The sequence below is a fragment of the Xanthomonas populi genome (genome assembly GCF_002940065.1).
GTDB classification, from domain to species: domain Bacteria; phylum Pseudomonadota; class Gammaproteobacteria; order Xanthomonadales; family Xanthomonadaceae; genus Xanthomonas; species Xanthomonas populi.
In genome coordinates, this window is the sequence record NZ_MDEJ01000024.1 from 1 (window position 1) to 26,583 (window position 26,583).

The window sequence follows — 26,583 nt, forward strand, 5'->3', positions numbered from 1 at the left end:
CCTCAGTCGTAGTGGCGCTCCCATGTAGAACCTGGCCCATTGTGCTTGCTTCCATTCGAGTGAAAAGAGTGCACCATCAACACCTGGGATCAAACAGTTGTCCACGTTGCTGACCTTGCTGGTGATCCCGGTGGTGTACGTTCTGCTGGATCGTTGCGCCGATGCCTACTATCTGGAGCGTGGCCTGCGCATGGCGGGCGGTGCAGCGTGCGCAGGCAATCGGGACATCCGACGGACTGGAGGCGCTATGAGCGTTGCCGCCTTCAGTATCCGTCGCCCGGTCACCACCATCATGTGCTTCGTCTCGCTGGTGGTGGTGGGGCTGATCGCCGCGTTCCGGCTGCCGCTGGAAGCGCTGCCGGACATTTCCGCACCGTTCCTGTTCGTGCACTTGCCGTCCACCGGCTCCACCCGGACGAGGTGGAACGTAACCTGGTGCGTCCGGCCGAGGAAGCGCTGGCGACGATCACCGGCATCAAGCGCACGCGCTCGACCGCCACCGCCGACGGCGCCAATATCTTCATCGAGTTCTCCGACTGGGACCGCAATATCGCCATAGCCGCATCCGACGCGCGTGAGCGGATGGATGCGATTCGCGATGATTTTCCGGAGGATCTGCAGCGCTTCCATATCTTCAAGTTGTCAAGCAGCGACGAGCCGGTGCTCAAGGTGCGCCTGGCCAGCCAGACCGACTTGACCTGCGCCTACGACATGCTCGACCGCGAGTTCAAGCGGCGTATCAAACGTAACCCCGGCGTAGCCAAGGTGGAGATCGCCGGCGCACCGCCGAATGAGGTCGAGATCGCCATCGCGCCGTACCGGCTGACCGTGCAATATCTCGGCCTCAATGACTTGAGCAAGCGTCTAAGCAAGCTCAATTTCTCGGTGTCTGCGGGCTAGATCGACGACAACGGCCAGCGTATTCGCGTGCAGTCGATCGACGAGCTACGCGACCTGCAGGAGCTGCGCGAGTTGGTGCTCAACGCAAAAGGACTGCGTTTGGGCGATTTGCCGAGCTGCGGCTCAAGCCGACGCGGATGAATTACGGACGTCGGTTGGACGGGCGCCCGGCGATCGGTCTGGATGTCTACAAGGAGCGCAGCGCCAACCTGGTGGATGTGTCAAAGGCCGCGTTGAAGGAAGTCGAAGACATCCGCGCCGAACCTGCGATTCGCGATGTGCAGGTCAAGGTGATCGACAACCAGGGCAAGGCGGTGACCTCGTCGCTGGCCGAACTGGCCGAAGCCGGCGCGGTGGGCTTGCTGTTGTCGATCACGGTGCTGTTCTTCTTCCTGCGGCATTGGCCCTCGACGCTATGGTGATGCTGGCGATCCCGATCTGCTTTGCGATCACGCTGGGCTTCATGTATTTCGTCGGCGTCACGCTCAATATTCTGACGATAATGGGCTTGCTGCTGGCGGTCGGCATGTTGGTGGACAACGCAGTGGTGGTGGTGGAAAGCATCTACCAGGAACGCGAGCGTATGCCGGGCCAACCGCAGCTGGCGACCTTGCTGGGCACACGCAGCGTGGCGATCGCGCTGAGCGCCGGCACGCTGTGTCATTGCATCGTGTTCGTGCCGAATCTGTTCGGCGAAACCAACAACATCAGCATGTTCATGGCGCAGATCGCGATTACCATTTCGGTGTCGTTGCTGGCCTCGTGGCTGCTGGCGATCAGCTTGATTCCGATGCTGTCCGCGCGTATGAAGACACCGCCGATGGTGCCTCCAAGCATGGTGTGATCGCGCGGCTGCAGCGCCGCTACGCCAAGGTGCTGGCATGGACGCTGGCCCATCGCGGCTGGAGCGTGGCCGGTATCGTGTTGGTCAGTGCGATCAGCCTGGTGCCGATGAAGCTGACCAAGGTCGACATGTTCGGCGGCGATGGCGGTAACGAGGCCTTCATCCAGTACCAATGGAAAGGCTCGTACACGCATGAACAGTTGGGCGAGCAGGTCGGGCGAGTTGAAAATTTCCTGGAAGCCAATCGCAAGAAGTACCACATCACCCAATTGTATTCGTGGTTCAGCGAGATGGCAGGCAGCAGCACGACGGTGACTTTCGATGCGAGCAAGGTCAAAGACCTGCCGCCATTGCTGGAACACATCCGCAAGGCGTTGCCGCGTTCGGCGCGTGCCGATTACAGCATCGGCAATCAGGGCGCTGGCGGCAGCGGCAACCAAGGTGTGCAGGTGCAGTTGGTCAGCGATTCGACTCAGGTATTGCAGGCGCTGGCTGAAGAGGTGATTCCATTGCTTGCACAGCGCAAGGAATTGCGCGACATGCATGCGGATACCGGCGGCCGTACCAGCGAGTTGGCGATCCGCGTCTGCGCGAGTTCCGCTGCGGCGACAACGCGGTGCCGGTGTGGGTACGGTTTACCGGCGCCGAACAGCGCAAGCCTGAGGATCTTGCCAGCTTCACGGTACGCACCAAGAATGGGCGCGGCGTGCCGTTGCTCAGTCTGGTGGACGTGCAGATACGCCCGGCCGCAACGCAGATCGGCCGCCCCAATCGCCAGACCACGCTGACCATCAAAGCCAATCTGGCCGACAAGGTCACCGTGCCCGAGGCGCGTGCGGCGATGGAGAAGCCGCTCAAGGCAATGAGCTTTCCGGCCGGCTACAGCTTACCTTCGACGGCGGCGATTACCAGGACGATGGCGAGGTGATGGGCCAGATGGTGTTCAATCTGGTGATGATCTACGTAGTGATGGCGGCGGTGTTCGAGTCGCTGCTGTTTCCTGCGGCGATCATGAGCGGTGTGTTGTTTTCGATCTTCGGTGTATTTTGGCTGTTCTGGATCACCGGTACCTCGTTCGGCATCATGTCCTTCATCGGCATTCTGGTGCTGATGGGCGTGGTGGTGAACAACGGCATCGGGATGAGCGAGCACATCAACAATCTGCGCCGCCGCGGCATGGGCCGCACGCAGGTCTTGATCGAAGGCTCACGCGAGCGCTTGCGGCCAACCACGATGACAAGGGGCACCGCCATCCTGGCGATGGTGCCGATCTGGCTGACCAGCACCACGATGTTCAGCGACGGCCCACCGTACTTCCCGGGCCCACCGTACTTCCCGATGGCCCGCGCGATTGCGGGCGGCCTGGCGTTTTCGACGGTGGTGAGTCTGCTGTTTTGCCAACGATCTACGCGATTCTCGATGACATGAGCAACGGCGCAGCAGCGCTGGTGCGATGTGCGCGTGGTGTGCCGAAGACGCCGCTTGCGAGCGCTGCGTTGGAGTCTTGAGTAGTCAACCGTGCTGAAGTCTCTCATGGCGTATGTCGAGCATGCCTCACGGCAATCGCTGCTCTCGGTTCCGCCAACACAGGAACATTCGAAGAGCGGTCCGCGGGCGCCGGGGTAGGACCTTACACGACAAGGATGTCGTGTAAGAACCCCCATGGATGGGTTCACGGCGTGTCCTGCCCTGGCGCCCGTGGACCGCTCCCACGCAGAGAATCAAAGCGCCAGCCAACCACGCTTTCCTCAATCAAAACTAAAATCGCCAGTTGATCAGCTTTCCTGAGCCAACCAGCTTTCCACAGCAACCCGGCTTCTCAACTCGCTGAATGCGGCCCCCAGAAATCAGCCCGCACGCACCTGCCGCACGATCGCCGCAGCCTTGGCCGAGCTTTCCTTGACCTTGTCCCACTGGCCCTGCGCCAGCCAGTCCTTTGGCACCATCCACGAGCCGCCGATGCACAGCACGTTCGGCTGCGACAGGAACTCGGCCGCGTTGGCCTCGCTGATGCCGCCGGTGGGGCACAACTTGAGTTCGGACAGCGGACCTGCCAGGCCTTTGAGCATCTGCAAACCGCCCACGGCGGTGGCCGGAAACAACTTGCACACGCGAAAGCCCAGGCCCATCAGGGTCAGCAGTTCCGTCGGCGTGGCCGCGCCAGGCACTGCGGGAATCGGCGCATCGGCAAGCAGGCGTGCCAGCGGCGCGGGAGTTCCCGGGGTGACCAGAAAGTCCGCGCCGGCATCCACCGACTGACGCAATTGCAGCTCGCTCAGCACGGTGCCGGCGCCGATCACGATGTTGGGCAGTTCGCGCTTGAGCATGGCCAGCGCTTCGATCGCGATCGGGGTGCGCAGGGTCAGCTCGATCGCGGACAGGCCGCCTCTGAGCAGCGCATCGGCGACGCGGCGCGCCTGGTCCAGCGTATCGACGGTGACCACCGGCAGGATGCCGGCGTCGCGCAGCAGCTGTTCGGCAGTGTTCTGGGTCTGGGCAATCGTCATTGCAACTCCGGTAGACGGCGACCGCCAGGCGGTCGCTCAGAAGGAAGTGAGATCAGGCGTCCTTGGACTCGTGCGGTGCCGCTGCGGCCGCCGCATCGGCGCCCAGTTCGTACTCGGCGTCGTAGCTCCACAGCGCGCCGTCCTGATGGGTTGGGCCGCAGGAAATCGAAATCGCGCCTTGATCGGCCGGGCCGACAACCTGACGGTTGATGCCGAACAGGTTGCGCCCCAGGTCATTGCCGGCCACCGTCGTATTCGGTGCGACGTCGCGCGATGCCCATTCTTCGGCCGAGACCAGCACTTCTAACGTGCCGGCTTCGCCGTCCAGGCGCACGATGTCGCCTTCGCGCACGCGCCCGATCGGACCACCGCGTGCGGCTTCCGGAGTCATGTGGATTGCGGCCGGGAATTTGCCCGAGGCGCCGGACAAACGGCCGTCGGTGACCAGCGCCACACGCCGGCCCTGGTTCTGTAACAGGCCCAGCAGCGGTGCCATCGAGTGCAGTTCCGGCATGCCGTTGGCGCGCGGGCCCTGATAACGCAGCACCACGACGAAATCGTGCGGCAGCACGCCGGCGGCATGCAGTTTGTTGAGCACCTGTGGGGTATCGATCACCACCGCCGGCGCTTCGATGCTGCGGTGCTGCGGCTTGACCGCCGACAGCTTGATCAGCGAACGGCCCAGGTTGCCGCGCAGCAGGCGCAGGCCGCCTTGCGATTCGAATGCAGCGCTGACCGGACGCGCAACGCTGTCGTCGGCGGTGGTCGCGGTGCCGGGCACATAGACCACTGCGCCATCCTGCAGACGCGGCTCGTTGGCATAGACGCGCATGCCGCCTTCGACCACGGTGGGGATGTCGTCGTGCATCATGCCGGCGTCCATCAGCTCGCGGAACACGAATGCGGTACCGCCAGCGGCCTGGAAGCGGTTCACGTCGGCCTCGCCATTCGGGTAGATGCGGGTCAGCAGCGGCACGGTCTGCGAGATCAGATCCATGTCGTCCCAGGTCAACACGATGCCGGCCGCGCGCGCCACCGCGATCCAGTGGATGGTGTGATTTGTCGAACCGCCGGTGGCCATCAGCGCAACCACGGCGTTGACGATGGCGCGCTCGTCGATCAGGCGGCCCAACGGGCGGAAGTCCTGACCCAATCCGGAAATAGCCAGCGCGCGCTCTGTGCCGGCGCGGGTCAGCGCATCGCGCAGCGGCAGTTCCGGGTTGACGAACGAGGCGCCGGGCAACTGCACGCCCATCGCTTCGAGCAACACCTGGTTGGAGTTGGCGGTGCCATAAAACGTGCAGGTGCCGGGCGAGTGATAGGACGAGGACTCGGCTTCCAGCAGCTCGGCGCGGGTGGCTTCGCCAGCAGCGTAACGCTCGCGCACTTCAGCTTTTTGCTTGTTCGGAATGCCCGGCGTCATCGGGCCGGCCGGCATGAACAAGGCCGGCAGATGCCCGAATGCCAGCGCACCGATCAACAGGCCTGGGACGATCTTGTCGCACACGCCCAGATACACCACGCTGTCGAACATGTCGTGGCTGAGGCCGATCGCCGCGGCCTGGGCAATGGTGTCGCGCGAGAACAGCGACAGCTCCATGCCGGCGCGGCCCTGGGTGACGCCGTCGCACATGGCCGGCACGCCGCCGGCGACCTGCGCGGTGGCGCCGAGCGCGCGCGCGGTCTCGCGGATCAGCTGCGGGTAATGCTCGAATGGCTGATGCGCCGACAGCATGTCGTTGTAGGCGTTAATGATGCCGAGGTTAGGCGTGGCTGCACCGCGCAGACGCGACTTGTCGGTCGGCTCGGACGCGGCAAACCCATGCGCAAGATTGCCGCAGCTCAAACGACTACGGAAAGGGCCCTCACGCAGGGCGGCATCGAGACCGGCCAGATACGCCGCGCGCGATGGAGCGCTGCGCTTGCGGATACGGTCGGTGACAGCTTGGATGTTCGGATGCAGGCTCATTGGCTACCGGCTAGAGAAACGGGGGATTTGAATCCCCGCACACGGATGTGCGGGTTCTTGCGATGAACGTGCGTCGACGATTCGTATCGACGACTGCATCGACAACACGTGCATCAGCACAACGCTGCGAAAGTTTGGTACTCAAGCACACCAATGCACCCGCAACGTCGGGCCCGGCTGCTGTAGCGCCACCCGGATCGGGTACTCGCTGACATCCTCACCCGCCAAGGCGGCCTGCAGCACGTCAAGCTTCTGCTTGCCGCGCAGCAACAGCAGGCGGGTCGGGATGGCAGCGAGCCCGGCCGGCGTCAGGGTGATGCGCAACGGCCACTGATTGGAACCCGGGCAGCCGGTTGCGTCCAAGGACGCGTACGGCTGGGGGCTGTCCAGTGCCTTGGTCAGGTCGGTCGAACCTGGGAACAACGAGGCGGTATGCCCGTCGCCGCCCATGCCCAGCACTGCCAGGCAGGCGGGTTCGACATGTGTGGCCTGCAGATTGGCGGTGTGCACACACTCGGGCAATTGCTTGCCCGGGCGCACCAGCGGAATGAAGGTCGCGGAAGGTGCATGGGTCAAAAAGCTGTGATTCACCAGCCAGGCGTTGCTGTCCTGATCCTGCGGTGACAGCCAGCGCTCATCGACCAGGCCCACTTCGACCCGCGACCAATCCAGCGGCAGGTGGGCGAGGGATTCGTACACCGGCGCCGGCGTGGTGCCGCCGGACAGCAGCATGCGCGCCTGACCGCGGCGCGAAATCTCCTGTTCCAGCAGGTCGGCCATCTCGTTGGCCACTGCCTCTGTCCATTCGGCCGGGTCTTCGTAGCGCAGCAGTGTGATGCGCGGGTTGTTCTGCAAAATCATCGCTGCTCCCCTGGATGCTGATGCTGCGCATCCACCGCATACGCGGCGGCGCCGAGCAGGCCGGCGTGCGGATGCATGACTGCCAGCGAGGGCACCTTCGACATGATCGCGGAGAAGCGTCCCTTGTGTTCGAAGCGCTGGCGGAAGCCGGAATGCTGCAGCGAGTCCAGCACCTTGGGCACCAGCCCACCGGTAAGGAACACGCCGTCCCAGGCGCCCTGCATCAACACCATATCGCCGGCAATCGCACCGAAAATGGCGCAGAACAGATCGATGGTGCGCGACGAACGCGGGTCGCCTGCAGCGGCGCGCGCGGTGATGTCCTTGGGCTGTAGCGGGCCCGGGTCGACTCCGGCAATCTCGCTGAGCGCGCGATGGATATTGACCAGGCCTGGGCCACAGATCAACCGCTCGTTGGAGACCCGGCCGAACTGCTCGGAGAGAATCTCCAGGATGCGGATTTCGTCCGGTGTACCCGGCGGGAAGCTGACATGGCCGCCTTCGGTTTCCAGCGGAAAACAGCGCCCGTTGCGCACGATCAGACCACCCACGCCCAGCCCGGTGCCCGGGCCGATCACACCATAATTGCGCGCTTGATCGATCGACGCCGGGCGCCAGCTGGCGCCGCCCACCTGCACCACGTCCTGCGGGCGCAGCAGGCTGATCGCCATGGCCTGCGCAGCGAAGTCGTTGATCAGGTGCAGCGTGCTGAAGCCCAGCATGGCAGCGGTGCGCGAACGCGAGATCACCCACGGATGGTTGGTGATGCGCGCCTCGTCGCCATCCACGCGGCCGGCCACGGCGAACACGCCCTGGGTGGCATGCACGCCGATCTGGTCCAGATAATAACGTGCGGCTTCGCCGAGCGAACCGAAATCCACCACCGCAAATTCACGCGAAGTGTCGTCCAGCAGCGGCAGCGACGCATCGACGTCGGCCAGCGCGAAGCGCGCATTGGTTCCGCCGATATCGGCGACCAGCACCGGCTTGGAAGGAGCGCTCATGCGGTGTGTCCCTGTATGTCGGTGGCCGGGGGAAGGAACGGCGCCGCGCTATCGGGACCCCAACTGCCGGCCGGGTAGGGCTGCAATGGCAACTGCGCGTCTTTCCAGGCATCGCTGACGCTGTCGATCCACGACCAGGCAGCCTTGACCTCGTCGTCGCGCACGAACAGCGCCGGGTTGCCGTTGAAGGCGTCCACGAACAGACGCTCGTAAGCGATGCGGCGATGCAGGCCGGTCGGGACCGACAGTTCCAGTTCCAGCGGCTGCAGCTCGATCGCGCCCCATTCCGGGCCGGCCAGGCTGCTCATCAGCCCGAGCTCGATGTTTTCCCGCTGCTGCAGCTGGAAGGTCAGGCGGTTGGGCACCGCGTTCTGCCGGTCCGGGCGCTCGAACAACCAATGCGTCACCGGCTTGAGCGTGACCACGATGCGTGTGGCGCGTTCGGCCAAGCGCTTGCCGGTGCACAGATGGAACGGCACCCCGGCCCAGCGCCAGTTGTCGATGTGCGCCGTCACCGCGACGAAGGTTTCCACGTCGCTGCCTTCCGGCGGGTGATAGGCCTGCGCTGGCTGGCCATTGATGCTGCCGGCGGTGTACCGGCCGCGCACGCTATCGCGGGCGGCATGCTCGGCGGTCATCGGGCGCAATGCGCGCAGCACCTTGACCTTCTCGTCGCGGATGCGGTCCGCTTCCAGCGAAGCTGGCGGCTCCATCGCCACCAGACACAACAGCTGCAGGATATGACTCTGTACCATGTCGCGCAGTGCGCCGGAGCGGGCGTAGTAGGCATCGCGCCCGTCCACGCCTTCGCTTTCGGCGACCAGAATCTGCACTGACTCGATGTAAGTACGGTTCCACACCGCCTCCAGCAGCGTGTTGCCGAAGCGCAGCGCGATCAGGTTCTGCACCGCCGCCTTGCCCAGGTAGTGGTCCAGGCGGAACACGCGGTCTTCGTCGATCAGCGCGCCAATCGACTGCAGAATCTCGCGGGCGCTGTCCGAATCGTGGCCGATCGGTTTTTCCAGCATCAGCCGATGCGGCGAAGCAAGCGCGCCACCCAGGGCAAGGCCCTGACAGGTGCTGATGTACAGGCCCGGCGGAATCGCCAAATAGCTTACGCACTGGCGGCTGGCCAGTTCACGCACGGCATTGGCCACCGACTCGGCATCGCGCAGATCCACCGAGCGGTAGTCGACCCGCTGCAGCAGCGTCTCGATCTGTTCGGGCGTGGCGATCGGCAAGGCCTGAGTCAGACGCGGCCGCAGCACCTCGCGGAAGGCGTCGGTATCGTGCGGCGACAACGCCAGCGCACGGATACGGAAGTCCTCCGGCAGCAGGCCGTCGACGAACAGTCGCAGCAGGGAAGCAAAGAGATAGCGCTGGGCGAGATCGCCGGTGGCGCCGAACAGGATCAGGGTGTTGTGCATGGACCGAATTTCAGATTCTGGAGACATCGTTATCAGCAGCTTGGCGGAAAGGCGCCGGACAGCCGGCGGTCAGTACGTCTGTTCCTGAGCGACACTGGCGTTCGCTCAGCGGAGGATGGACGCGCACCCAATCCCCGATTGTTGCAGCAAGTGGCGCTCAGCGGTTAGCGCTGCGGCGGTATACCTGCACATGCGTGGCGAAATGCCGGGCCTCGCACGGTAGGCTGCACCGCTTGAAACAGCGGCTTGGGTAAGTGGCGGCGTGGTCCTTCCCGAGATTGATGTTGCCATGTGAAAACGATTACATGTCAGAATAAACCAATGCATCCGTTTGCAGGAGATTTCCTTGCAGACGCATGTGGCGTCACTGCCGTCGGGAGCGCCGAGGGCAGGGCGTACAACTTACGTTGAGGCCGAAGATGGCGAAAGTGCAGTTGGAAGGTGTCCGCAAGGTCTACGAAAACGGCCAGGTCGCGGTGCAAGGTGCGAGCTTCGAAGTTGCCGACGGCGAGCTGATGGTGCTGGTGGGTCCGTCCGGCTGCGGCAAGTCGACCTTGCTGCGCATGATCGCCGGGCTTGAGGACATCAGCGCTGGCACGCTGAAGATCGGCGAGCGCGTGGTCAACGACGTGGCGCCGAAAGATCGCGACATCGCCATGGTGTTCCAGAGCTATGCGTTGTATCCGCATATGACCGTGGCCGAGAACCTGTCCTTCGGCCTCAAGCTGCGCGGCCATCCGAAGCAGGTCATCGCCGCACGCGTCGATACCGCCGCCGAATTGCTCGGCTTGACCCCGATGCTGGACAAGCTGCCCAAAGCGATGTCCGGCGGCCAGCGTCAGCGCGTGGCCTTGGGCCGGGCGATGGTGCGCGAGTCGTCGGTGTTCCTGCTCGACGAACCGCTGTCCAATCTGGATGCCAAGCTGCGCCACAGCGTGCGGACCGAGATTGCGCAGCTGCACCGCACGCTCGGCACTACGATGATCTACGTCACCCACGACCAGGTCGAAGCGATGACGCTCGGCCAGCGCATCGTGGTGCTCAAGGATGGCGTGATCCAGCAGATCGACAGCCCGATGGCGCTGTATGAGCGCCCGGTCAATCTGTTCGTGGCCGGCTTTCTCGGCAGCCCGGCGATGAACCTGCTGCAGGGACGTCTGGACGAGCAGGACGGCCTGCATCTGGTCATGGCCGACGGCTGGCGCGTGCCGCTGGGTGCGGCGCGGGTGGATCGCAGTTGGTTCGGTTGTGACCTGATCGTCGGCGTGCGCCCGGAGCATCTGCAGCCATCTGAGGATGCGCTGCTGGGCTTCGATGCAAAGGTGGAAGTCATCGAGCCGGTCGGCAACGAGATCTTCCTCAACCTCGACCGTGGTGGGCAGCCGCTGGTTATTCGCGTGGCGCCGCAGGCGTTGCCGGCGATCGGTCAGCCACTGCGCCTGGCGCTGCGTGGCGAAGCGCTGCACTTCTTCGGCCCTGCCACCGGTGAGCGGCTGGATCCGGCTTAACGCTCCAATCCTGGTGTAATGGCAAGTGGGCGTGCGCTGTGCGCGCCCACTTGCAATGTGGCCCCAGCCTCCAATGTCAGTTCCAACGGCAGCACCGCCAACGCCAGGTCACCAGCCACACTGACCAGCGTGCCGATGGCCGTTCCATCCAGCGTGACCGCGCCGCCCGCATCGATCAGGCCATCGACTTCCAGCAGCTGCAAGGCGCGCTTGGCTTTACCCAGGAAGTGCGTGCGCGCGACGATCTCCTGGCCGGGATAACAGCCCTTTTTCACACTGAAAGCGTGCAGGCGATCTAGCGCCAACTGTTGCGGCGTCCATTGTTCGCGTTGTGCATCGGGCAGCCGCGCCAATCCCAGTTGCAGATCGGCGCGGCGCCATTCAACATCCCCGCTCGGTAATTCGATAGGCGCTGCCAATGCTTCCGCCGCCAATGCTTCTTCGGCATTCAGCAGTAGCGTGCGCGGCAGGGCAGTGGTGCCCATGTCGAATTCGATACGCTGCGTTCCGATAGCGGCATTCGCACCTTGCGCGCGCTGCGGCGCTTTGAATCCGCCATGTGCATACAGCGCTGCAGCATCGATCTTGAGCTTGCGCCGAAATACGAAACGGCCAAGTTGCAAGGCGATCTCGGCCGCATTGCCATCGGGCAACAGCATCAGCAAATTTGCATCGTCCTCTCGCAAGAGTGCGAAGATGGCAATCACGCGCCCTTTCGAAGTCAACCACGCATTCCACTGCCACTGCCCAACCGCCAGCGCCTGTACGTCGTTGGAAAATTGCGCATGCGCGAACGCCACTGCATCCGTCCCGATCAAGCGGACGTATTGCATGCTGTGCAGGGAGCCAAAACCCTGCGGAATAAGATTCAGGTTGTCAGCCACGGAAGGGGAGGACTAAAATCGTAATGTTGTGAGACCACTATGATAGGCCATTCAACCCCCACCCCAGTGCAGGATTCCGAGACGCAGCCTTCTTCTAAGGAGCACATTCCCGAGAAGCAGCCACTGCCCAATGAGATTGCTGGGCGCGACGGCCCTGAGCCAACGCGCTACGGCGACTGGGAAAAAAATGGACGCTGCATCGATTTTTGAGCAGCTTTTAGCCACAGCGGCCTAGTGCCGCCCAGCCGAGATAACGAGCCAAGCGAATGGCGATCCGAGAACGTCCTCTTTCCCCGCATCTCCAGGTGTACCGCTGGCAGATACAGATGGTTACCTCGATTCTCAATCGAGCCACCGGCATCGTACTGTCCATCGGCGCCCTGGTGATTGCCGCCGCCTTGCTCACATTGATGCTTGGCCCTGACCACTGGAATTGTTTCCGCGAACACGCCTCGGCGTGGTACGGCCAGGTCTTCCTGTTCGGCTGGACCTGGTCCTTTGCGTTTCACCTGTTTGGTGGATTGCGCCACATGCTGCAGGACTTCGGTCAGGGCTATGCCGTGCGTTCGTTCGTCAGCCTTGGCTGGCTGTCGGTCATTCTGAGTTTTGTGCTCACCGCTGCCATCTGGGCGTATGTGTTGCTGTCCGGAGGTGCCGTATGAATCGCTACCGTACCCCGCTGAAAAACGTGCGTGGCCTGGGTGCTGCTAAGACCGGCACCGAACACTTTGTGGTGCAGCGCCTGACCGCCACCGCACTGGTGCCGCTGTCGATCTGGTTCCTGATCTTCGTACTGAGCCTGATCGGTGCCGACCACGCTGCAGCCAGCGCTGCCGTGGCTAAACCATGGAACGCGATTCTGCTGGTCGGCTTTCTGATCGCCTCGTTCTGGCATGCGCAGTTGGGCATGCAGGTGGTGATGGAAGATTACGTGCACAACTCGCTGCTCGCGCTTGCGGCGCAGACCATCGTGCGCTTCGTCGCCGTGCTGGGCGCCATTGTCAGCGTGTTTGCCGTGGCGCGTATCGCGCTTGGCTTCAGCTGAGCCGCCCGCGACCAAACAGGAATCCATAATTCGATGTCCGCTTACAAGATCACAGAACACAAGTACGACATGGTCGTGGTAGGCGCCGGCGGCGCCGGCCTGCGCGCTACGTTCGGCTTGGCCCAGAAGGGGCTGCAGACGGTCTGCCTGACCAAGGTCTTTCCGACCCGTTCGCATACCGTGGCGGCGCAGGGCGGCATTTCCGCCGCGCTCGGCAACATGGGCGAAGACGATTGGCGCTACCACTTCTACGACACCATTAAGGGCTCCGATTGGCTCGGCGACCAGGACGCGATCGAGTACATGTGTCGTGAGGCGATCCCGGCCATCATTGAGCTCGAACATTACGGCGTGCCGTTCTCGCGTACCGAAGAAGGCAAGATCTATCAGCGCCCGTTCGGTGGCATGACCACCAAGTATGGCGAAGGCCCGCCTGCACAGCGCACCTGCGCTGCGGCCGACCGTACAGGTCACGCCATGCTGCACACCTTGTATCAGCAGTCGCTGGCACACAACGCGCGTTTCATGATCGAGTATTTCGCGCTCGATCTAATCTTCGACGAAGAAGGCGTCTGCCGCGGCGTGCTAGCGCTGGACATGGCCGAGGGCTCGCTGCATCTGTTCCGCGCCCACGGCGTGGTGCTGGCCACCGGCGGCTATGGCCGCGCATATTTCAGCGCCACCTCTGCCCATACCTGTACAGGTGACGGCGGCGGCTTGGTCATGCGTGCCGGCCTGCCTGTGCAGGACATGGAGTTCGTGCAGTTCCATCCCACCGGCATCTACGGTGCGGGCTGCCTGATCACCGAAGGCGTCCGCGGCGAAGGCGGCATTCTGCGCAATAGCAACGGCGAGCGCTTCATGGAGCGCTATGCACCGCACTACAAGGATCTGGCATCGCGCGACGTGGTGTCGCGTTCGATGACCGTGGAGATCCGCGAAGGCCGTGGCGTTGGCGAGCACAAGGACCACATCCTGCTCGACCTGACCCATCTCGGCCCGGAAGTGATCAACGAAAAGCTGCCCGGTATTGCCGAAAGCGCGCACATCTTTGCCGGTGTGGACGTAACCAAGCAGCCGATCCCGGTGCTGCCGACCGTGCACTACAACATGGGCGGCATTCCGACCAATTTTTACGGCGAAGTCGTGCGCAAGCAGGGCGACAATCCGGATGCCGTGGTGCCAGGGCTGTACGCAATCGGCGAAGCCGCTTGCGTGTCGGTGCATGGTGCCAACCGTCTAGGCTCCAATTCGTTGCTGGATCTGGTGGTGTTCGGCCGTGCGGTTGCAAACCGCTGCGCAGAGACAGTCAAGCCCAACCAGCCGCACAAGACGTTGCCATCGGATGTCTGCGACAAGTCGCTGGGCTTGCTGGACAAGTTGCGTCACGCCAATGGCTCCACGCCGACCTCGGTGATCCGCGACAACATGCAGCGCACCATGCAGTCTGACGCGGCAGTGTTCCGTACCAGCAAGACCCTGAAAGAGGGCGTCGACAAGATGGCCGAGATCTTCGCCACCTTTGAAGACGTCAAGGTCTCTGACCGTTCGCTTGTGTGGAACTCGGATCTGATCGAAACCTACGAGTTGAACAACCTGCTGCTCAACGCAGTGGCGACGATCAACTCGGCCGAACAGCGCAAAGAAAGCCGCGGCGCGCATTCGCACGAAGACTTTCCTGATCGCGACGACGTCACCTGGCAGAAGCACACGCTGGTCACTGTCGACGACAAGGGCAAGTGCGAGTTCGAGTATCGCCCGGTGCACATGTACACGCTGAGCAAGGACGTGGACGTGGTCCCGCCTAAGCCGCGCGTTTATTGAACGATGCGCATGGATCGATCCGCTTGCATGTTGCCTCTGTCCGCCTGTATGTCTGGACGCTGCAGCACTGCATCGCTGGAGTCGCATCGCGACATGACGCAGGAGCAGTGCCGGCTGTACGCCGGTCGCTGCGCCACCACTTCGGTGGTGGCATCCATCGCCTTTACCTTCATGCGCACGGTGCGGTTGTCGTTCGCACCGCGCATCGCCTGAGCCAACGAGAGCAGCTATGGCAGAGTTCACCCTCCCCAAGAATTCAAAGATCGGCAAGGGTAAGCACTACCCTGCACCGGGCGCCAAGAACAAGCGCACCTTCAAGGTCTACCGCTGGGATCCGGATGGCGAGGCTAATCCGCGTACCGACAGCTACGAGATCGATCTCGACAAGTGCGGCCCGATGGTGCTGGACGCGTTGATCAAGATCAAGAACGAGATCGATCCGACATTGACGTTCCGCCGCTCGTGTCGCGAAGGTATCTGCGGCTCGTGCGCGATGAATATCGACGGCACCAACACGTTGGCGTGCACCAAGGCGATTGCCGCCTGCGGCAAGGCCGAAGTTCCGATCTATCCGCTGCCGCACATGAGCGTGATCAAGGATCTGGTGCCGGATCTGACCCATTTCTACGCGCAGTACGCGTCGATCAAGCCGTGGATCCGCACCCAGACCCCGCCGCCGCCGGATCGCGAGCGCCTGCAGTCCCCGGAAGACCGCCGCAAGCTCGATGGGTTATACGAGTGCATTCTGTGCGCTTGCTGTTCAACCAGCTGCCCGAGCTACTGGTGGAATGGTGAGCGTTATCTGGGGCCGGCGATCCTGCTGCAGGCCTACCGCTGGATCATTGATTCGCGCGATGAAGACACTGGTGCGCGTCTGGACGATCTGGAAGATCCGTTCAAGCTGTATCGCTGCCACACCATCATGAACTGCGCACGGACCTGCCCGAAGGGATTGAACCCGGCGCTGGCGATTGCCGAGATCAAGAAGTTGATGATGGCGCGTCGCGCCTGATCGCAAGGCAATGATGTCCCGCCTTGGCGGGGAGATGGTTCAAAGCGGCACCGGCCCATGGTCTGGTGCCGTTGTCGTTTTCGCCCTCGCCACCAGGCGAGATGGAGAGTGAGATGGACGAAGAAACGTTGCTGAAAAAACTGCGCTGGCGCTGCCGGCGTGGCATGCGCGAGCTCGATCAGTTGTTCGGGCGCTATCTGGAAAGACGCTGGGCGCAGGCTTCCGAATCCGAGCGCGCTGTTTTCCTACAGCTGCTGGATTGCGAAGACGATAAGTTGTGGCGCTGGTTCATGGGATACGAGGCCTGCCCCGATGCCGCCAACGCCGCACTCATCGCCGATATTCGCGCCATGCCGGCTTGAATGGCGGCCTTCGCGCGGGCTGGTTTGCGCAGTGAGCGTTCTAATCGTTCTCGCGCTGTGGGCAGTCTGGCGTAGCGGGGTGCCCGTGTGGCTGGCAGCGTTGTTGTCTGTCTACGCGCTATTGGCCGGCGGTCGATCGTTTCGTGTGCTGTTGCGTTCGCCAGTGCGGCAAGTGGTCGTGCCCTGGAGCGAAACGCCTGCCAGCGTTGACGGCGAGCAGATACAGAGCCTGCAGGTTACATGGCGCGGGCCGATTGCGGTGGTGTCGTGGACGCGTCTGGATGCACGTCGGCAGCGTCTGCATTTCTGGCCGGATACGTTGCCGGCAGTGCAACGACGTGAACTGCGTCTGGCCGCTCAGGCACACGCCATTTCGTCCGGGCGGCCGCAAGTGGCACCATGTCGTCCCTTCCCTGGTTGAACCGCATGTTCAAACCTATCCCGGTTGCCATCGGCTTGCGCTACCTGCGTGCCAAGCGGCGCAATGGCTTCATCTCGTTTATCTCGATGGCATCGATCCTGGGCATCGCCCTGGGTGTAACGGTGCTGATCACCACGCTGGCGGTCATGAGCGGTTTCCAGAAGGAAATCCGTGACCGCCTGCTGCAGATGGCCGCACACGCCACGGTCAGCGCAGACGGCGCACCGATGCACGACTGGCAGCACGCGGTCGAGGTCGCCATGGCCGATCCGCGTATCGCCGGTGCCGCGCCCTATATTGAAACAGAATCGCTGCTGCAAGGCCCGCGCAAGCAGCCGGCGATCGTGCGCGGCATTATTCCCGCCGAAGAAGGCAAGGTCTCGGTACTGGCCAAGAAGATGCAGCAGGGTTCGGTCGATAGTCTGACCCCGGGTTCCTACAACATCGTCATCGGCAAGGAACTGGCGATCTGGCTGGGCGTGGAGGTCGGCGACAGCCTTGTCGTCTTGCTCAGCGATACCCAGGCCACTCCGCTGGGCGCGATGCCGCGGCTCAAGCGCTTCACCGTCAGCGGTATTTTCGAAGCGGGCTACAACGAAATCGACCGCGGTCTAGCGGTGGTCAACATGCAGGACCTAGCGCGCGTGTTACGCATGGAGGGCGTCACCGGCGTGCGGCTGCGGCTGCACGACATGGATCAAGCCTGGACCGTGGCACGCGACCTTGCGATCAAGTTGAATGGCCCGTATCTGGTGAGCGACTGGACTCAGGAAAACGCCAATCTCTACCATTCGTTAAAGATGGAAAAGACCGTGATGGGCATCCTGTTGTCGCTGATCGTGGCGATGGGTGCCTTCAACCTGGTGTCTTCGCAGGTGATGCTGGTGACCGACAAACAAGCCGATATCGCCATCCTGCGCACGCTGGGCTTGTCGCCTGCGGGGGTGATGCAGGTGTTCATGGTGCAAGGCTCGTTGATCGGCTTCATGGGCACGATCATGGGGGTGATCGGCGGCATCGTGCTGACGCTCAATCTGGAACGCATCCTCGGCGTGATCGAGACCATCTTCAGCGTCAAGCTGCTGCCGGAGGATGTGTACTACATCACCGGCCTGCCGACTGATATGCAGACCCAGGACGTGGTGGTGATCACCGTGGTGGCGTTGGTGATGAGTTTCCTGGCGACCTTGTATCCGGCATGGCGCGCCTCGCGCACGCAGCCGGCGGAGGCGCTGCGCTATGAATGAGATCCGGGAATCGGCAGTGCAACAGCCAAATCAAGCAGAGGCGGTGATCCGCGCCGAGGGTCTGGCCAAGACCTACGCCGAAGGCAAAATTCGTACGCCGGTGTTCGATGGATTGGATCTGTCGGTGGCGACCGGCGAAACGGTTGCGATCGTCGGCGCTTCCGGCGCGGGCAAGAGCACGCTGCTGCACTTGCTCGGCGGGCTGGATATTCCGACCTCGGGCGAGGTGTATGTGGCAGGGCGTCGCATGTCGGCGCTGTCCGATGCCGAGCGCGGCAAGCTACGCAATCAGGCGCTGGGTTTCGTGTACCAGTTCCATCATCTGCTACCGGAATTCACCGCGTTGGAGAACGTGATGATGCCGGTGCTGTTGTCTGGCACAGGGGTGTCGGTTGCCCGGGCGCAGGCCCTGCAGTTGCTGGAATCGGTCGGGCTCGGGCATCGCATCGAGCACAAGCCCAGCGAGTTGTCTGGCGGCGAGCGTCAGCGTGCTGCAGTGGCGCGTGCGCTGGTGAACAAGCCGGGCTGCGTGCTGGGCGATGAGCCCACCGGCAACCTGGACGACAACACCGCGGAGATCGTGTTCGAGCTGATGCTGGAACTCAATCGTGCTCAGCGCACCAGTCTTGTGCTGGTGACGCACGATCGCAGTCTGGCGCGTCGCCTCGATCGCGTGCTGGAGCTGCATCAGGGCAAGCTGCGCGAGTTGGCGCCGTCTGCGGTATAAGCAACGCCCAGCCATCGGAATCTCTGGCGACTGGGCATTGCTGAAAATTCTGATTGCAGTGAGCGCTGCATCGACGGGATGCAGCGGCAGGATGTTGCAACAACACGCTTGCTCACGATGTGGTGCTCGCAAGCGCTATCGAGTCAAACGTCGCTTTGACAACACGCGGTCGCCGCCACGAATGTAACGGCGACCTTGCGCATCAGGGAATGATGCGCTGCGCACGCAGTCGCGTGAACAGTTCCAGGAACGACGCGCGGCTGTCGTAGAAGTCCAGAAAGCCCAGCTCGCGGCTCTTGGTCATATCGTTGACGCACTCGATTTCACGGCCAAGGTCGGCGTCGGTGTGCCACCACGATGCCAGTCGGTTCACGTCGGCTTCCACTAACCCATGTTGCTTGGCAATCTCGGCCCACACGGCCGGCGCAGTTTCGCCCAAGCGTGCTTCCAGCGGCGCCTGCGTTTCGGGGCAGGGGAGCGCTTCAAGCCCGAAGAATTCGGCAATCTGGCCCCACATCCAGCGCCAGCGGAACACATCGCCGTTGACGGTGTTGAAGGCCTGATTGCGTGCGGCCGGGCTGAGTCCGGCCCACGCCAGCTGCCGGCCAAGCAGGCCGGCGTCGGTGAGGTCGGTGAGGCTGTTCCATTGCGCTTGCGAGCCGGGGAACACGAACGGTTGACCGGTGTGTTTGCACAGCGACGCGTACACCGCCAGTGTCACGCCCATGTTCATCGCATTGCTGCCATTGGCCATGCCGATCATGGTGTGCGAGCGATGCACGCTCCAGCCGAAGCCGTGCTGCTGCGCATGTGCGAACAACAGGTCTTCCAGCGTGTAGTAGAAGTTTTCGCCAGGCTGGCGCGGCTCGCTTTCGCGGAACGGCGTTTCGGCCTTGCCACTGCCGTAGTTCTCGAACGCGCCCAGATAGTGCTTGGTGCCGGTGACCAGCGCCATGTGCTGCAGCGGTGCATCGCTCAGCGCCTCGCACAGATGCCGCATCATTGCGCCGTTGGCTTCGACGTTTTCGCGCTCGGTATCGCGACGTGTCCATGTGCAGAAGAACACGTGGGTGATCGGCAGGCCGCGCAGCTCCTTAGCGGTACTCTCGGCATCCAGCAGGTCGGCTGCCACCGGAATCACGCCGTCCTGGGCGAGTGGGCGACGGGCAAGCCCGTAGACGGTCCAGCCGTCGGCGACCAACACGTTGGCGATGTTGTAACCGGAAATGCCGGTCACGCCGACAATCAATGCAATTCCTTTACGCATGGGGTGACTCCTTGAAGACAGCGTTGAACATAGCGCTGCGACCATGAAATCGAAGCGAATGCATGCCGGGATGGTGCGTGTTTCACTCGCTCACACTGGTCTGCCACAGCCTGTAGCAGGCCTGTCGCTACACTTCGCTTCACTTATAAAAATCTCTCAGGGACGACTTGGCACGCAGCGCAAGTCCTATGGATCCATCTGCATTGCGCCTTGATGACTGAATACACCACTGCCGGCGCAGCCGTCTTCCTACCCGCCAATGCGCCGATCACCGCTGTGGTCAAGGTGTGCGATGACCTAGCTTGAGTCGGTGGATGGACCACAGACGGGATGGCGACCAGTAATATGGATGTGTCAGCACCAGCGCAGTCGGCGCCTCGCGGTGGATCGGCGGTCGCCGTGGCAGCGGCGTTGCTGCTGGGCGTGGCGACGTGCGCTTGGTCGCCTGCAGTGCTGCCGCGTGCGGTCTACGCAACCTGTGTTTGTGCAGGTGCGCTGGGTATCGGTTTGACCCTGTGGCTGCGGCCGCAACGGATCCTGTCGTTGCTGGCGATGGCAAAGGCACTGTGTGGCTTCGGTCTGATGGGATGGCAGGTCGCAAGCGCCTTGCAGGCACAACTGCTCCCACAAGACGAAGCGCGCGAGCTGGCTGTGCGCGGCCAGATCGTCGGGCTTCCGGTGGCCGAGCAACGACGCACGCGCTTTCAGCTGCGCGTTGATGACGACACACAGCCAGTCGCATTGCGCGGCAAGCTGTTGCAGCTGGCCTGGTATGACGACTTCGGTGCCGAACGCATCGGTCCACGCGCAGCACTAAGCGCGGGTGCATCTTGGCAATTGCGACTCAAGCTGCGGGCGCCGCGTGGCTTGCGCAATCCTGGTGGGTTCGATGCCGAGCGTCAGGCGCTAGCGCAGCGCATCGCCGCGACCGGTTATATCCGTGTGCCTGCCACTGCACGGCAAATTGCCGCACCGCGCGGTGTGGATGCCTGGCGCGAACGCATGTCGCAGCGGATTGCCGCGCGCGTGCCCGGCCCCTCGGCGCCTTATCTGCGTGCTCTTGCGCTTGGCGACACGCGCGGGCTGGACGACACGGACTGGGCCACGTTACGTGCGACCGGGCTCAGCCATTTGATCGCAATCTCCGGATTCCATGTCGGATTGGTCGCCGCGTTTTTCGCAATGCTAGTCGCCGGAATCTGGCGATTATGGCCTGCGCTCGGAACGCGCTTTCCACGCATCCACGCGGCGGCCATCGCCGCATTGCTCGCCGCCGCCGCGTATGCGGTATTGGCAGGGCTGGCACTGCCCACTGTTCGCACGGTGTTGATGATTGGCCTGGTCGCGCTGGCGCGGGTGGTGCGAAGACGCGCTACCACTGCGCAGATTCTCGCGCTCGCCTTGCTGGCTGTCGTGCTGTGGGACCCGCTGAGCGTTCTTGTTGCGGGCTTCTGGCTCAGCTTCGCCGGCGTTGCGTGGTTGGTGTGGTGTTTGCCGTCCGACGATCGCGCGATCCTGCGTAGCTTCTTGTCGGCGCAGACCGTCGCCACCGTTGGCTTGCTGCCGTTGACGGTCAGCTTGTTTGGGCAGGCGTCGTTGGTCGGGCCGTTTGCCAATCTGATCGCCATTCCCTGGTGGACCTTCGTGGTGGTGCCGCTCGCTTTGCTGGGTACTGCGCTCGAAGCGCTCTATCCAGGCGCAGGCGTGTGGGCATGGCGATTGGCCGGCTGGTGTTTTGAGCTGACCTGGCCAGGCTTTGTCTGGCTCGGGCAGACTCCGGTGGCGTTGTGGTGGGTGCCTGAGTCCGATGCGATCGCGCTGGTGTTGGCCTTGCTCGGCGCGTTCTGGCTGTTGCTGCCGCGCGGTACGCCGGGCAAGTCATTGGCACTGCTGCTGTGGTTGCCGCTGCTGTGGCCGGACCGCGAACTGCCTGCGGCCGGCGAGGCCGACGTGCAGGTGCTGGACGTGGGGCAGGGATTGGCGGTGCTGGTGCGCACGCAACGGCATGCGCTGCTGTTCGATACCGGCCCGGCGGTACGCGATGGCTTCGATGCCGGCGAGCGGGTGGTACTGCCCGCGTTGCGTGCATTCGGCTTGCGCCGCCTGGATGCCATCGTGCTCAGTCATGCCGATGCCGATCATGCCGGCGGCTACGCAGCGGTACGTGCGGGATTGCCTTTTACCATGACTGTTGCGCCACCTGATGCGCCGCTGGACGTCAGCACACGCTGCCATGCTGGCCAGCAGTGGGAATGGGAAGGTGTGCGCTTTCGCTTCCTGCATCCGAGCGCCGGCTTTCCGTATTTGCGCAATCAATCCAGCTGCGTGCTGCGGGTCGAAACGCGTTATGGAAGTGCGCTGCTGACAGGCGACATCGGTGAGATCGTCGAGAGGCGTTTGCTGCGTGAATATGCATCGGAGCTGCGCGCCGATCTGGTGATCGTCCCACACCACGGCAGTGCCGACGGCTCGCACGCCGGTTTCAATTGCCGCGACCGGCGCGCGGCTGGCGCTGGTGTCCTCCGGGCACGGCAACCGCTTCGGTCACCCGCGTGCGGAGGTGGTGCAACGCTGGCAGGGAAGTGGCGCCGAGCTGCTCGACACTGCGCAGGTCGGGGCGATCCGGGTATGGCTGGGCGCCGAAGGCTTGCAGGTACGCGAGCGACGGCGCTGGCAGCCGCGGCTGTGGGATGCTGCGGAACGGCGGCGGTCGGCTGCTATCCTATCGGCCAGCGAATAGGCGGCCGCGTTGCCGGAGGAATCGAATCGTGTTACAGCTGGTCAAGGCAGGCGGGTGGCCGATGGTGCCGTTGCTGTTGCTGGGCGTGATCGCCATGGCGATCGTGCTGGAGCGTCTGTGGAGCCTGCGCCGCAACGAGGTGACTCCGCCAGGTCTGGGCGAAGAGGTCCGCAACTGGGCCGCGCGCGGCAAGCTCGATCCCAGCCATATCGAGTCGCTGCGTTGCAATTCGCCGCTGGGCGCCTTGCTTGCCGCCGCGCTGGATGTGCGTTGTCGTCCGCGCGAGTTGATCCGCGAACGCATTGAAGACACCGGCCGGCATGTGGTGCATCGCATGGAGCGCTATCTGAATGCTTTGGGCACGATCGCCTCGGCCGGGCCGCTACTGGGTCTGTTGGGCACCGTGGTCGGCATGATCCAGATGTTCATGGGAATCCTCGATCACGGCGTTGGCGATGTGAACCAGCTGGCTGGTGGCATCGGCAAGGCGCTGGTGTGCACGGCCACCGGCATGATCATCGCGGTGCCGGCATTGATGGCGCATCGCTTCTTCAAGGGCCGAATCGCCGGTTACATCATCGAGATGGAGCAGGAAGCCACGTTGTTGCTGGATACGATGGATGGACACGCGGTGCCGGCCACTGCGCCGCCGGTTGCGGCAAGTGCCAAGCCTGTCATGGCAAAGGGCTAACGGATGCGCATCGGCAGCGACCGACGCCATGACGAGCCGCATATCGATCTGGTGCCATTGATTGACGTGATCCTTGTCCTCATCATCTTCTTCGTGGTGACCACGACCTTCGACGCACGTTCCACGCTGCAATTGCAGCTGCCGACTGCCAGCGACCAACACACCAGTGCGCCACCGCGTTCGTTGAGCGTGCTGGTCAATGCCGATGGGCGTTATTTCATCAACGACCAGGAAGTGCTGCGTTTGGATGTGAATTCGCTTAAGCAGACCATTGCCAGGATCGCCGGCGACGACCGCGAGCAGACCGTGCTGATGCGCGCAGATGCACGCACGCCATATCAGGCCGTGGTGACCGCGCAGGACGCGTTGGGACAACTGGGCTTTCGCCGTATCGCGATCGCCACTGCGCCCGAAGCGGGCAATTCTGCTGCTACCGGCATTGTCGGCAACACAAGCAACAACGGAACCCGCCAGTGACTAACTTCAACGACCGCCCGGCGCCAGTTTCGTCTTGGCGCACGTACCGTCGCCTGCTGGCCTTCGCCAAGCCGTACCGGCTGCTTCTAATTGCCGCGCTGCTTGCCGCGGTGGTCGAAGCGGCGGGCACGACCGGCTTTCTGGCGTTGATGAAGCCGATCACCGACGAAACCTTCATCTACAAGAACGCCGAAGTCAGTCGCTGGCTGCCGGTGCAGATCATCCTGTTGTTTGTGGTGCGCGGGATTGCCGGTTACATCACCGATATGGCGATGGGCAAATCCGCGCGCAGCATCGCGCGCGATCTGCGCGTCAAGGTGATGTCCAAATATCTGCGCCTGCCGGGATCGCGGTTCGATTCCGAGCCGGTGCCGTCGATGCTGATACGCCTGGGTTCTGATTCGGATCAGGTGGCGCAGGCCGCAGTGGATGCGGTCAAGGTAATGATCCAGCAGTCGCTGCAGGTGATCGGTGCATTGGCGCTGATGCTGTGGCATAGCTGGCAGGTCACGCTGACCATCCTGGTGCTGGCACCGCTGCTGGCCTGGGTGATGGACAAGGTGGCGCGGCGCTATCGGCGCATCAGCCACAGCATCCAGGAGAGCGGCGCGCATCTGTTGCAGGCGGCCGACCAGACCTTGTCCAGCCATCAGGAGGTCAAGATCTACGGCGCGCAGCAGACTGAAATGGAGCGCTATGGCGCGCTGGCCGACCGCAATCTGCGTCTGGCGATGAAGGTCGAATCCACGCGCGGCATTTCCACTGCCACCGTGCAGATGATCGGTGCGATCGGTTTGTCGGCGCTGCTGTTCGTGGCCGGTGCGCAGGCACTGGCGGGGCGGCTGACCGCTGGCGATTTCGTGGTGCTGATGACCTCGATGCTGACCATTATTCCAGGCCTCAAGCAACTCACCAATGTGCAGAACATGGTGCAGCGCGGCCTGGCGTCGGCCGAGCGTCTGTTCTCGCTGCTCGACAGCCCCGACGAGCCGGATCAGGGCGCTGTACCGCTCACGCGCGCCAAGGGCTTGATCGAATTCCGCGATGTCACCGCGCGCTATCCGGATCAGGTGAATCCGGCGCTGGCCGACGTGAGCTTTGTCGCCCAACCGGGCACGGTGACGGCGATTGTCGGGCGCTCGGGTAGCGGAAAATCCAGTCTGATCAAGCTGATTCCGCGCTTCTACGAAGCCGAGGCCGGGCAGATCCTGCTCGACGGACATCCGGTGCAGGCGTACTCGCTGGCCGATCTGCGTCGGCAGATCGCGCTGGTCGGCCAACAGGTGATGTTGTTCGACGGCAGCATTGCCGACAACGTGGCCTATGGCCAAATGCGCAGTGCCGACGCCGGCCAGCTGGAGCGCGCAATTCTTGGCGCCAACGCGATGGAATTTGTCGCACAACTGCCCGGAGGATTGAAGTCGCATGTGGGCACCAAGGGCGGTCGCTTGTCCGGTGGACAGCGGCAACGTCTGGCGATTGCGCGCGCGATGCTCAAGGACGCGCCGATCCTGATTCTGGACGAAGCCACCGCCGCGCTAGACAACGAATCCGAGCGGCTGGTGCAGGAAGCCTTGCACAAGCTGATGCCTGACCGTACCACGCTGGTGATCGCGCATCGTTTGTCTACGATTGAGCATGCCGACCAGGTACTGGTGATGGATCAGGGCCGCATCGTCGAGCGCGGCACGCATCACGAATTGCTGGCGCAGGGCGGGCTGTATTCGCACCTGCACGGCATGCAGTTCCGCGAACGGCAGGTATGAGCAAGTGCGGCGCCCGCACGCCGGGCTATTGGTACGACAATGCGCCGATTCCGCTATCCGCACGCATGCTTGCGCCGGTCTACGGCGCCGCCATTGCGCTGCGACGCGCCCTGTATCGCCGCGGCTGGCGCAAGCGTCACGGCGTGCCGGTGCCGGTGATTGTGGTGGGAAATGTCACTGCCGGCGGCACCGGCAAGACGCCGCTGACGATCGCCTTGGTGACCAAGTTGCAAGAAGCAGGCTGGACGCCAGGCGTTGCCAGTCGCGGCTATGGCCGTGACGAATCGGGCACGGCACGCTGGGTCGAAGCGGACACGCCCGTCGCGCTCGGCGGCGACGAGCCGGTGTTGATCGCCTGGAAAACCAGAGCGCGCGTGCGCGTGGACAGCGATCGTCTGGCCGCGGCACGTGCACTCGTCGAAGCGGGTTGCGACATCGTCGTTTGCGACGATGGGCTGCAGCACTACCGGCTTGCGCGCGATGTGGAAATCGAAGTGGTCGATGGTCAGCGCCGCTACGGCAACGGGCGCCTGCTGCCGGCCGGGCCGCTACGCGAACCTGCGGCGCGTGCGCGAGATTGCGATTTCCGCGTGGTCAATCTGGGGCAGGGCAGCGATGCAGCGACACCCCAGATACCTGACGACGCAGGTTTCGGCGAATGGCAGATGCGCCTGAGCATCGACAGCGTGCAACCGATGGATGGCAAGCGTGTGCAGCCGTTGAGCATGCTCGCCGGGCAGCGCGTGCATGCGGTGGCCGGCATCGCGCATCCGGAACGCTTCTTTGCGATGCTGCGCGCGCGCGGCATTGGCGTGGTGCCGCACGCCTTTCCCGATCATCATGTGTATCGCGCGGCGGATTTTAGTTTCGGCAGCCGCTTGCCGGTGCTGATGACCGAAAAGGACGCAGTGAAGTGCCGGCCGTTCGCCGACGAGTGGCTGTACAGCGTGCCGCTCAAGGCGGAGCTGCCAGCCGCGTTCTGGGTGAGTCTGCTGGATCGTCTGGACAAGTTGGCGAGTCGGCAGGGCGTGTGAGTGCTGCGCCGGTAATGGTGGTGGGATAGCTACCTTACCAACGATCTCTTTTCTTCCATCATTCCA

General features: G+C 63.3%; 22 protein-coding genes and 2 pseudogenes. 17 read left to right on the top strand and 7 right to left on the bottom strand.

What is annotated here, in order from left to right; genetic code table 11:
* Nucleotides 1-247: 247 nt before the first annotated feature.
* Nucleotides 248-3,252 (top strand): annotated as a pseudogene (locus XpopCFBP1817_RS23535) (efflux RND transporter permease subunit).
* Nucleotides 3,253-3,591: 339 nt separating this feature from the next.
* Here XpopCFBP1817_RS23535 and XpopCFBP1817_RS05830 read toward each other — a convergent pair.
* The 5 genes from XpopCFBP1817_RS05830 to zwf form a co-directional block, all read right to left on the bottom strand.
* Nucleotides 3,592-4,251 (bottom strand): bifunctional 4-hydroxy-2-oxoglutarate aldolase/2-dehydro-3-deoxy-phosphogluconate aldolase, encoded by a 660-nt coding sequence (locus XpopCFBP1817_RS05830; protein WP_128416394.1) that lies wholly within the window; start codon nt 4,249-4,251, stop codon nt 3,592-3,594.
* A 52-nt stretch (nt 4,252-4,303) separates the two neighbouring features.
* Nucleotides 4,304-6,220, bottom strand: coding sequence for a phosphogluconate dehydratase (gene edd, locus XpopCFBP1817_RS05835; RefSeq protein WP_128416395.1), 1,917 nt, complete (start codon nt 6,218-6,220; stop codon nt 4,304-4,306).
* A 141-nt stretch (nt 6,221-6,361) separates the two neighbouring features.
* Nucleotides 6,362-7,081 carry a 6-phosphogluconolactonase gene (pgl, locus tag XpopCFBP1817_RS05840; RefSeq protein WP_128416396.1) on the bottom strand — a complete coding sequence of 240 codons (720 nt, stop codon included), beginning with the start codon at nt 7,079-7,081 and terminating at the stop codon, nt 6,362-6,364.
* A complete protein-coding gene (gene glk / locus XpopCFBP1817_RS05845) occupies nt 7,078-8,085 on the bottom strand; it encodes a glucokinase (RefSeq protein WP_128416397.1) in 1,008 nt (335 codons plus the stop codon). The genes pgl and glk overlap by 4 nt, the downstream gene beginning before the upstream one ends.
* A complete protein-coding gene (gene zwf, locus XpopCFBP1817_RS05850) occupies nt 8,082-9,512 on the bottom strand; it encodes a glucose-6-phosphate dehydrogenase (RefSeq protein WP_128416398.1) in 1,431 nt (476 codons plus the stop codon). The genes glk and zwf overlap by 4 nt, the downstream gene beginning before the upstream one ends.
* A gap of 419 nt (nt 9,513-9,931) precedes the next feature.
* Between zwf and XpopCFBP1817_RS05855 the strand changes: the two genes are divergently transcribed.
* A complete protein-coding gene (locus XpopCFBP1817_RS05855) occupies nt 9,932-11,020 on the top strand; it encodes an ABC transporter ATP-binding protein (protein WP_128416399.1) in 1,089 nt (362 codons plus the stop codon).
* On the opposite strand, the gene ygfZ is transcribed toward XpopCFBP1817_RS05855, so the two are convergent.
* Entirely contained in the window at nt 11,017-11,904 is an 888-nt protein-coding gene (gene ygfZ, locus XpopCFBP1817_RS05860) for a CAF17-like 4Fe-4S cluster assembly/insertion protein YgfZ (RefSeq protein ID WP_128416400.1), read from the bottom strand. The genes XpopCFBP1817_RS05855 and ygfZ overlap by 4 nt on opposite strands.
* A gap of 66 nt (nt 11,905-11,970) precedes the next feature.
* Between ygfZ and XpopCFBP1817_RS05865 the strand changes: the two genes are divergently transcribed.
* From XpopCFBP1817_RS05865 to lolD, 10 genes are all read left to right on the top strand, one after another.
* Nucleotides 11,971-12,114, top strand: coding sequence for a DUF1674 domain-containing protein (locus XpopCFBP1817_RS05865; RefSeq protein ID WP_244171068.1), 144 nt, complete (start codon nt 11,971-11,973; stop codon nt 12,112-12,114).
* Between the two features lie 56 nt (nt 12,115-12,170).
* The gene (gene sdhC, locus XpopCFBP1817_RS05870; protein ID WP_128416402.1) at nt 12,171-12,566 is read left to right on the top strand and encodes a succinate dehydrogenase, cytochrome b556 subunit; all 396 of its coding nucleotides are present in this window, start codon (nt 12,171-12,173) and stop codon (nt 12,564-12,566) included.
* Nucleotides 12,563-12,949, top strand: coding sequence for a succinate dehydrogenase, hydrophobic membrane anchor protein (gene sdhD, locus XpopCFBP1817_RS05875; protein WP_128416403.1), 387 nt, complete (start codon nt 12,563-12,565; stop codon nt 12,947-12,949). Before sdhC ends, sdhD begins: the two co-directional genes overlap by 4 nt.
* 33 nt (nt 12,950-12,982) lie before the next feature.
* Nucleotides 12,983-14,773 carry a succinate dehydrogenase flavoprotein subunit gene (gene sdhA / locus XpopCFBP1817_RS05880; protein ID WP_128416404.1) on the top strand — a complete coding sequence of 597 codons (1,791 nt, stop codon included), beginning with the start codon at nt 12,983-12,985 and terminating at the stop codon, nt 14,771-14,773.
* 48 nt (nt 14,774-14,821) lie between these two features.
* Entirely contained in the window at nt 14,822-14,986 is a 165-nt protein-coding gene (locus tag XpopCFBP1817_RS05885) for a hypothetical protein (RefSeq protein WP_244171069.1), read from the top strand.
* 16 nt (nt 14,987-15,002) lie between these two features.
* Nucleotides 15,003-15,785: a succinate dehydrogenase iron-sulfur subunit gene (locus XpopCFBP1817_RS05890; protein WP_128416406.1), complete on the top strand. Its 783-nt coding sequence runs from the start codon at nt 15,003-15,005 to the stop codon at nt 15,783-15,785.
* A 113-nt stretch (nt 15,786-15,898) separates the two neighbouring features.
* Nucleotides 15,899-16,147, top strand: coding sequence for an FAD assembly factor SdhE (locus tag XpopCFBP1817_RS05895; RefSeq protein WP_167393841.1), 249 nt, complete (start codon nt 15,899-15,901; stop codon nt 16,145-16,147).
* On the top strand, nt 16,098-16,568 hold the full coding sequence (locus XpopCFBP1817_RS05900) for a YgfX family protein (RefSeq protein ID WP_128416407.1): 471 nt from the start codon (nt 16,098-16,100) through the stop codon (nt 16,566-16,568). Before XpopCFBP1817_RS05895 ends, XpopCFBP1817_RS05900 begins: the two co-directional genes overlap by 50 nt.
* A gap of 5 nt (nt 16,569-16,573) precedes the next feature.
* Nucleotides 16,574-17,815, top strand: coding sequence for a lipoprotein-releasing ABC transporter permease subunit (locus XpopCFBP1817_RS05905; RefSeq protein WP_128416408.1), 1,242 nt, complete (start codon nt 16,574-16,576; stop codon nt 17,813-17,815).
* Nucleotides 17,808-18,542: a lipoprotein-releasing ABC transporter ATP-binding protein LolD gene (lolD, locus tag XpopCFBP1817_RS05910; RefSeq protein ID WP_167393842.1), complete on the top strand. Its 735-nt coding sequence runs from the start codon at nt 17,808-17,810 to the stop codon at nt 18,540-18,542. The genes XpopCFBP1817_RS05905 and lolD overlap by 8 nt, the downstream gene beginning before the upstream one ends.
* Before the next feature lie 202 nt (nt 18,543-18,744).
* Here lolD and XpopCFBP1817_RS05915 read toward each other — a convergent pair whose 3' ends face one another.
* Nucleotides 18,745-19,809, bottom strand: a complete 1,065-nt coding sequence (locus tag XpopCFBP1817_RS05915; RefSeq protein WP_128416409.1) for an SDR family oxidoreductase — start codon at nt 19,807-19,809, stop codon at nt 18,745-18,747.
* A gap of 330 nt (nt 19,810-20,139) precedes the next feature.
* Between XpopCFBP1817_RS05915 and XpopCFBP1817_RS05920 the strand changes: the two are divergent.
* From XpopCFBP1817_RS05920 to lpxK, 5 genes and pseudogenes are all read left to right on the top strand, one after another.
* Nucleotides 20,140-22,684 (top strand): annotated as a pseudogene (locus XpopCFBP1817_RS05920) (DNA internalization-related competence protein ComEC/Rec2); the annotation flags it as partial.
* Entirely contained in the window at nt 22,578-23,240 is a 663-nt protein-coding gene (locus XpopCFBP1817_RS05925) for a MotA/TolQ/ExbB proton channel family protein (RefSeq protein WP_128416410.1), read from the top strand. The pseudogene XpopCFBP1817_RS05920 and the gene XpopCFBP1817_RS05925, both read left to right, overlap by 107 nt.
* 3 nt (nt 23,241-23,243) lie before the next feature.
* The gene (locus XpopCFBP1817_RS05930) at nt 23,244-23,717 is read left to right on the top strand and encodes an ExbD/TolR family protein (protein ID WP_128416411.1); all 474 of its coding nucleotides are present in this window, start codon (nt 23,244-23,246) and stop codon (nt 23,715-23,717) included.
* The gene (msbA, locus tag XpopCFBP1817_RS05935) at nt 23,714-25,483 is read left to right on the top strand and encodes a lipid A export permease/ATP-binding protein MsbA (RefSeq protein ID WP_128416412.1); all 1,770 of its coding nucleotides are present in this window, start codon (nt 23,714-23,716) and stop codon (nt 25,481-25,483) included. The genes XpopCFBP1817_RS05930 and msbA overlap by 4 nt, the downstream gene beginning before the upstream one ends.
* On the top strand, nt 25,480-26,517 hold the full coding sequence (gene lpxK, locus XpopCFBP1817_RS05940; protein ID WP_128416413.1) for a tetraacyldisaccharide 4'-kinase: 1,038 nt from the start codon (nt 25,480-25,482) through the stop codon (nt 26,515-26,517). The genes msbA and lpxK overlap by 4 nt, the downstream gene beginning before the upstream one ends.
* Nucleotides 26,518-26,583 lie beyond the last annotated feature (66 nt).

Excerpts from the sequence above, each read along its gene's own strand:
- XpopCFBP1817_RS05905 (WP_128416408.1), top strand. The coding sequence starts at position 16,574 with ATGTTCAAACCTATCCCGGTTGCCATCGGCTTGCGCTACCTGCGTGCC.
- XpopCFBP1817_RS05890 (WP_128416406.1), top strand. The coding sequence starts at position 15,003 with ATGGCAGAGTTCACCCTCCCCAAGAATTCAAAGATCGGCAAGGGTAAG.
- XpopCFBP1817_RS05930 (WP_128416411.1), top strand. The coding sequence starts at position 23,244 with ATGCGCATCGGCAGCGACCGACGCCATGACGAGCCGCATATCGATCTG.
- zwf (WP_128416398.1), bottom strand. The coding sequence starts at position 9,512 with ATGCACAACACCCTGATCCTGTTCGGCGCCACCGGCGATCTCGCCCAG.
- lpxK (WP_128416413.1), top strand. The coding sequence starts at position 25,480 with ATGAGCAAGTGCGGCGCCCGCACGCCGGGCTATTGGTACGACAATGCG.
- lolD (WP_167393842.1), top strand. The coding sequence starts at position 17,808 with ATGAATGAGATCCGGGAATCGGCAGTGCAACAGCCAAATCAAGCAGAG.
- edd (WP_128416395.1), bottom strand. The coding sequence starts at position 6,220 with ATGAGCCTGCATCCGAACATCCAAGCTGTCACCGACCGTATCCGCAAG.
- XpopCFBP1817_RS05915 (WP_128416409.1), bottom strand. The coding sequence starts at position 19,809 with ATGCGTAAAGGAATTGCATTGATTGTCGGCGTGACCGGCATTTCCGGT.
- glk (WP_128416397.1), bottom strand. The coding sequence starts at position 8,085 with ATGAGCGCTCCTTCCAAGCCGGTGCTGGTCGCCGATATCGGCGGAACC.
- sdhA (WP_128416404.1), top strand. The coding sequence starts at position 12,983 with ATGTCCGCTTACAAGATCACAGAACACAAGTACGACATGGTCGTGGTA.
- XpopCFBP1817_RS05855 (WP_128416399.1), top strand. The coding sequence starts at position 9,932 with ATGGCGAAAGTGCAGTTGGAAGGTGTCCGCAAGGTCTACGAAAACGGC.
- sdhD (WP_128416403.1), top strand. The coding sequence starts at position 12,563 with ATGAATCGCTACCGTACCCCGCTGAAAAACGTGCGTGGCCTGGGTGCT.
- XpopCFBP1817_RS05895 (WP_167393841.1), top strand. The coding sequence starts at position 15,899 with ATGGACGAAGAAACGTTGCTGAAAAAACTGCGCTGGCGCTGCCGGCGT.
- XpopCFBP1817_RS05885 (WP_244171069.1), top strand. The coding sequence starts at position 14,822 with ATGTCTGGACGCTGCAGCACTGCATCGCTGGAGTCGCATCGCGACATG.
- sdhC (WP_128416402.1), top strand. The coding sequence starts at position 12,171 with ATGGCGATCCGAGAACGTCCTCTTTCCCCGCATCTCCAGGTGTACCGC.
- XpopCFBP1817_RS05900 (WP_128416407.1), top strand. The coding sequence starts at position 16,098 with ATGCCGCCAACGCCGCACTCATCGCCGATATTCGCGCCATGCCGGCTT.
- pgl (WP_128416396.1), bottom strand. The coding sequence starts at position 7,081 with ATGATTTTGCAGAACAACCCGCGCATCACACTGCTGCGCTACGAAGAC.
- XpopCFBP1817_RS05830 (WP_128416394.1), bottom strand. The coding sequence starts at position 4,251 with ATGACGATTGCCCAGACCCAGAACACTGCCGAACAGCTGCTGCGCGAC.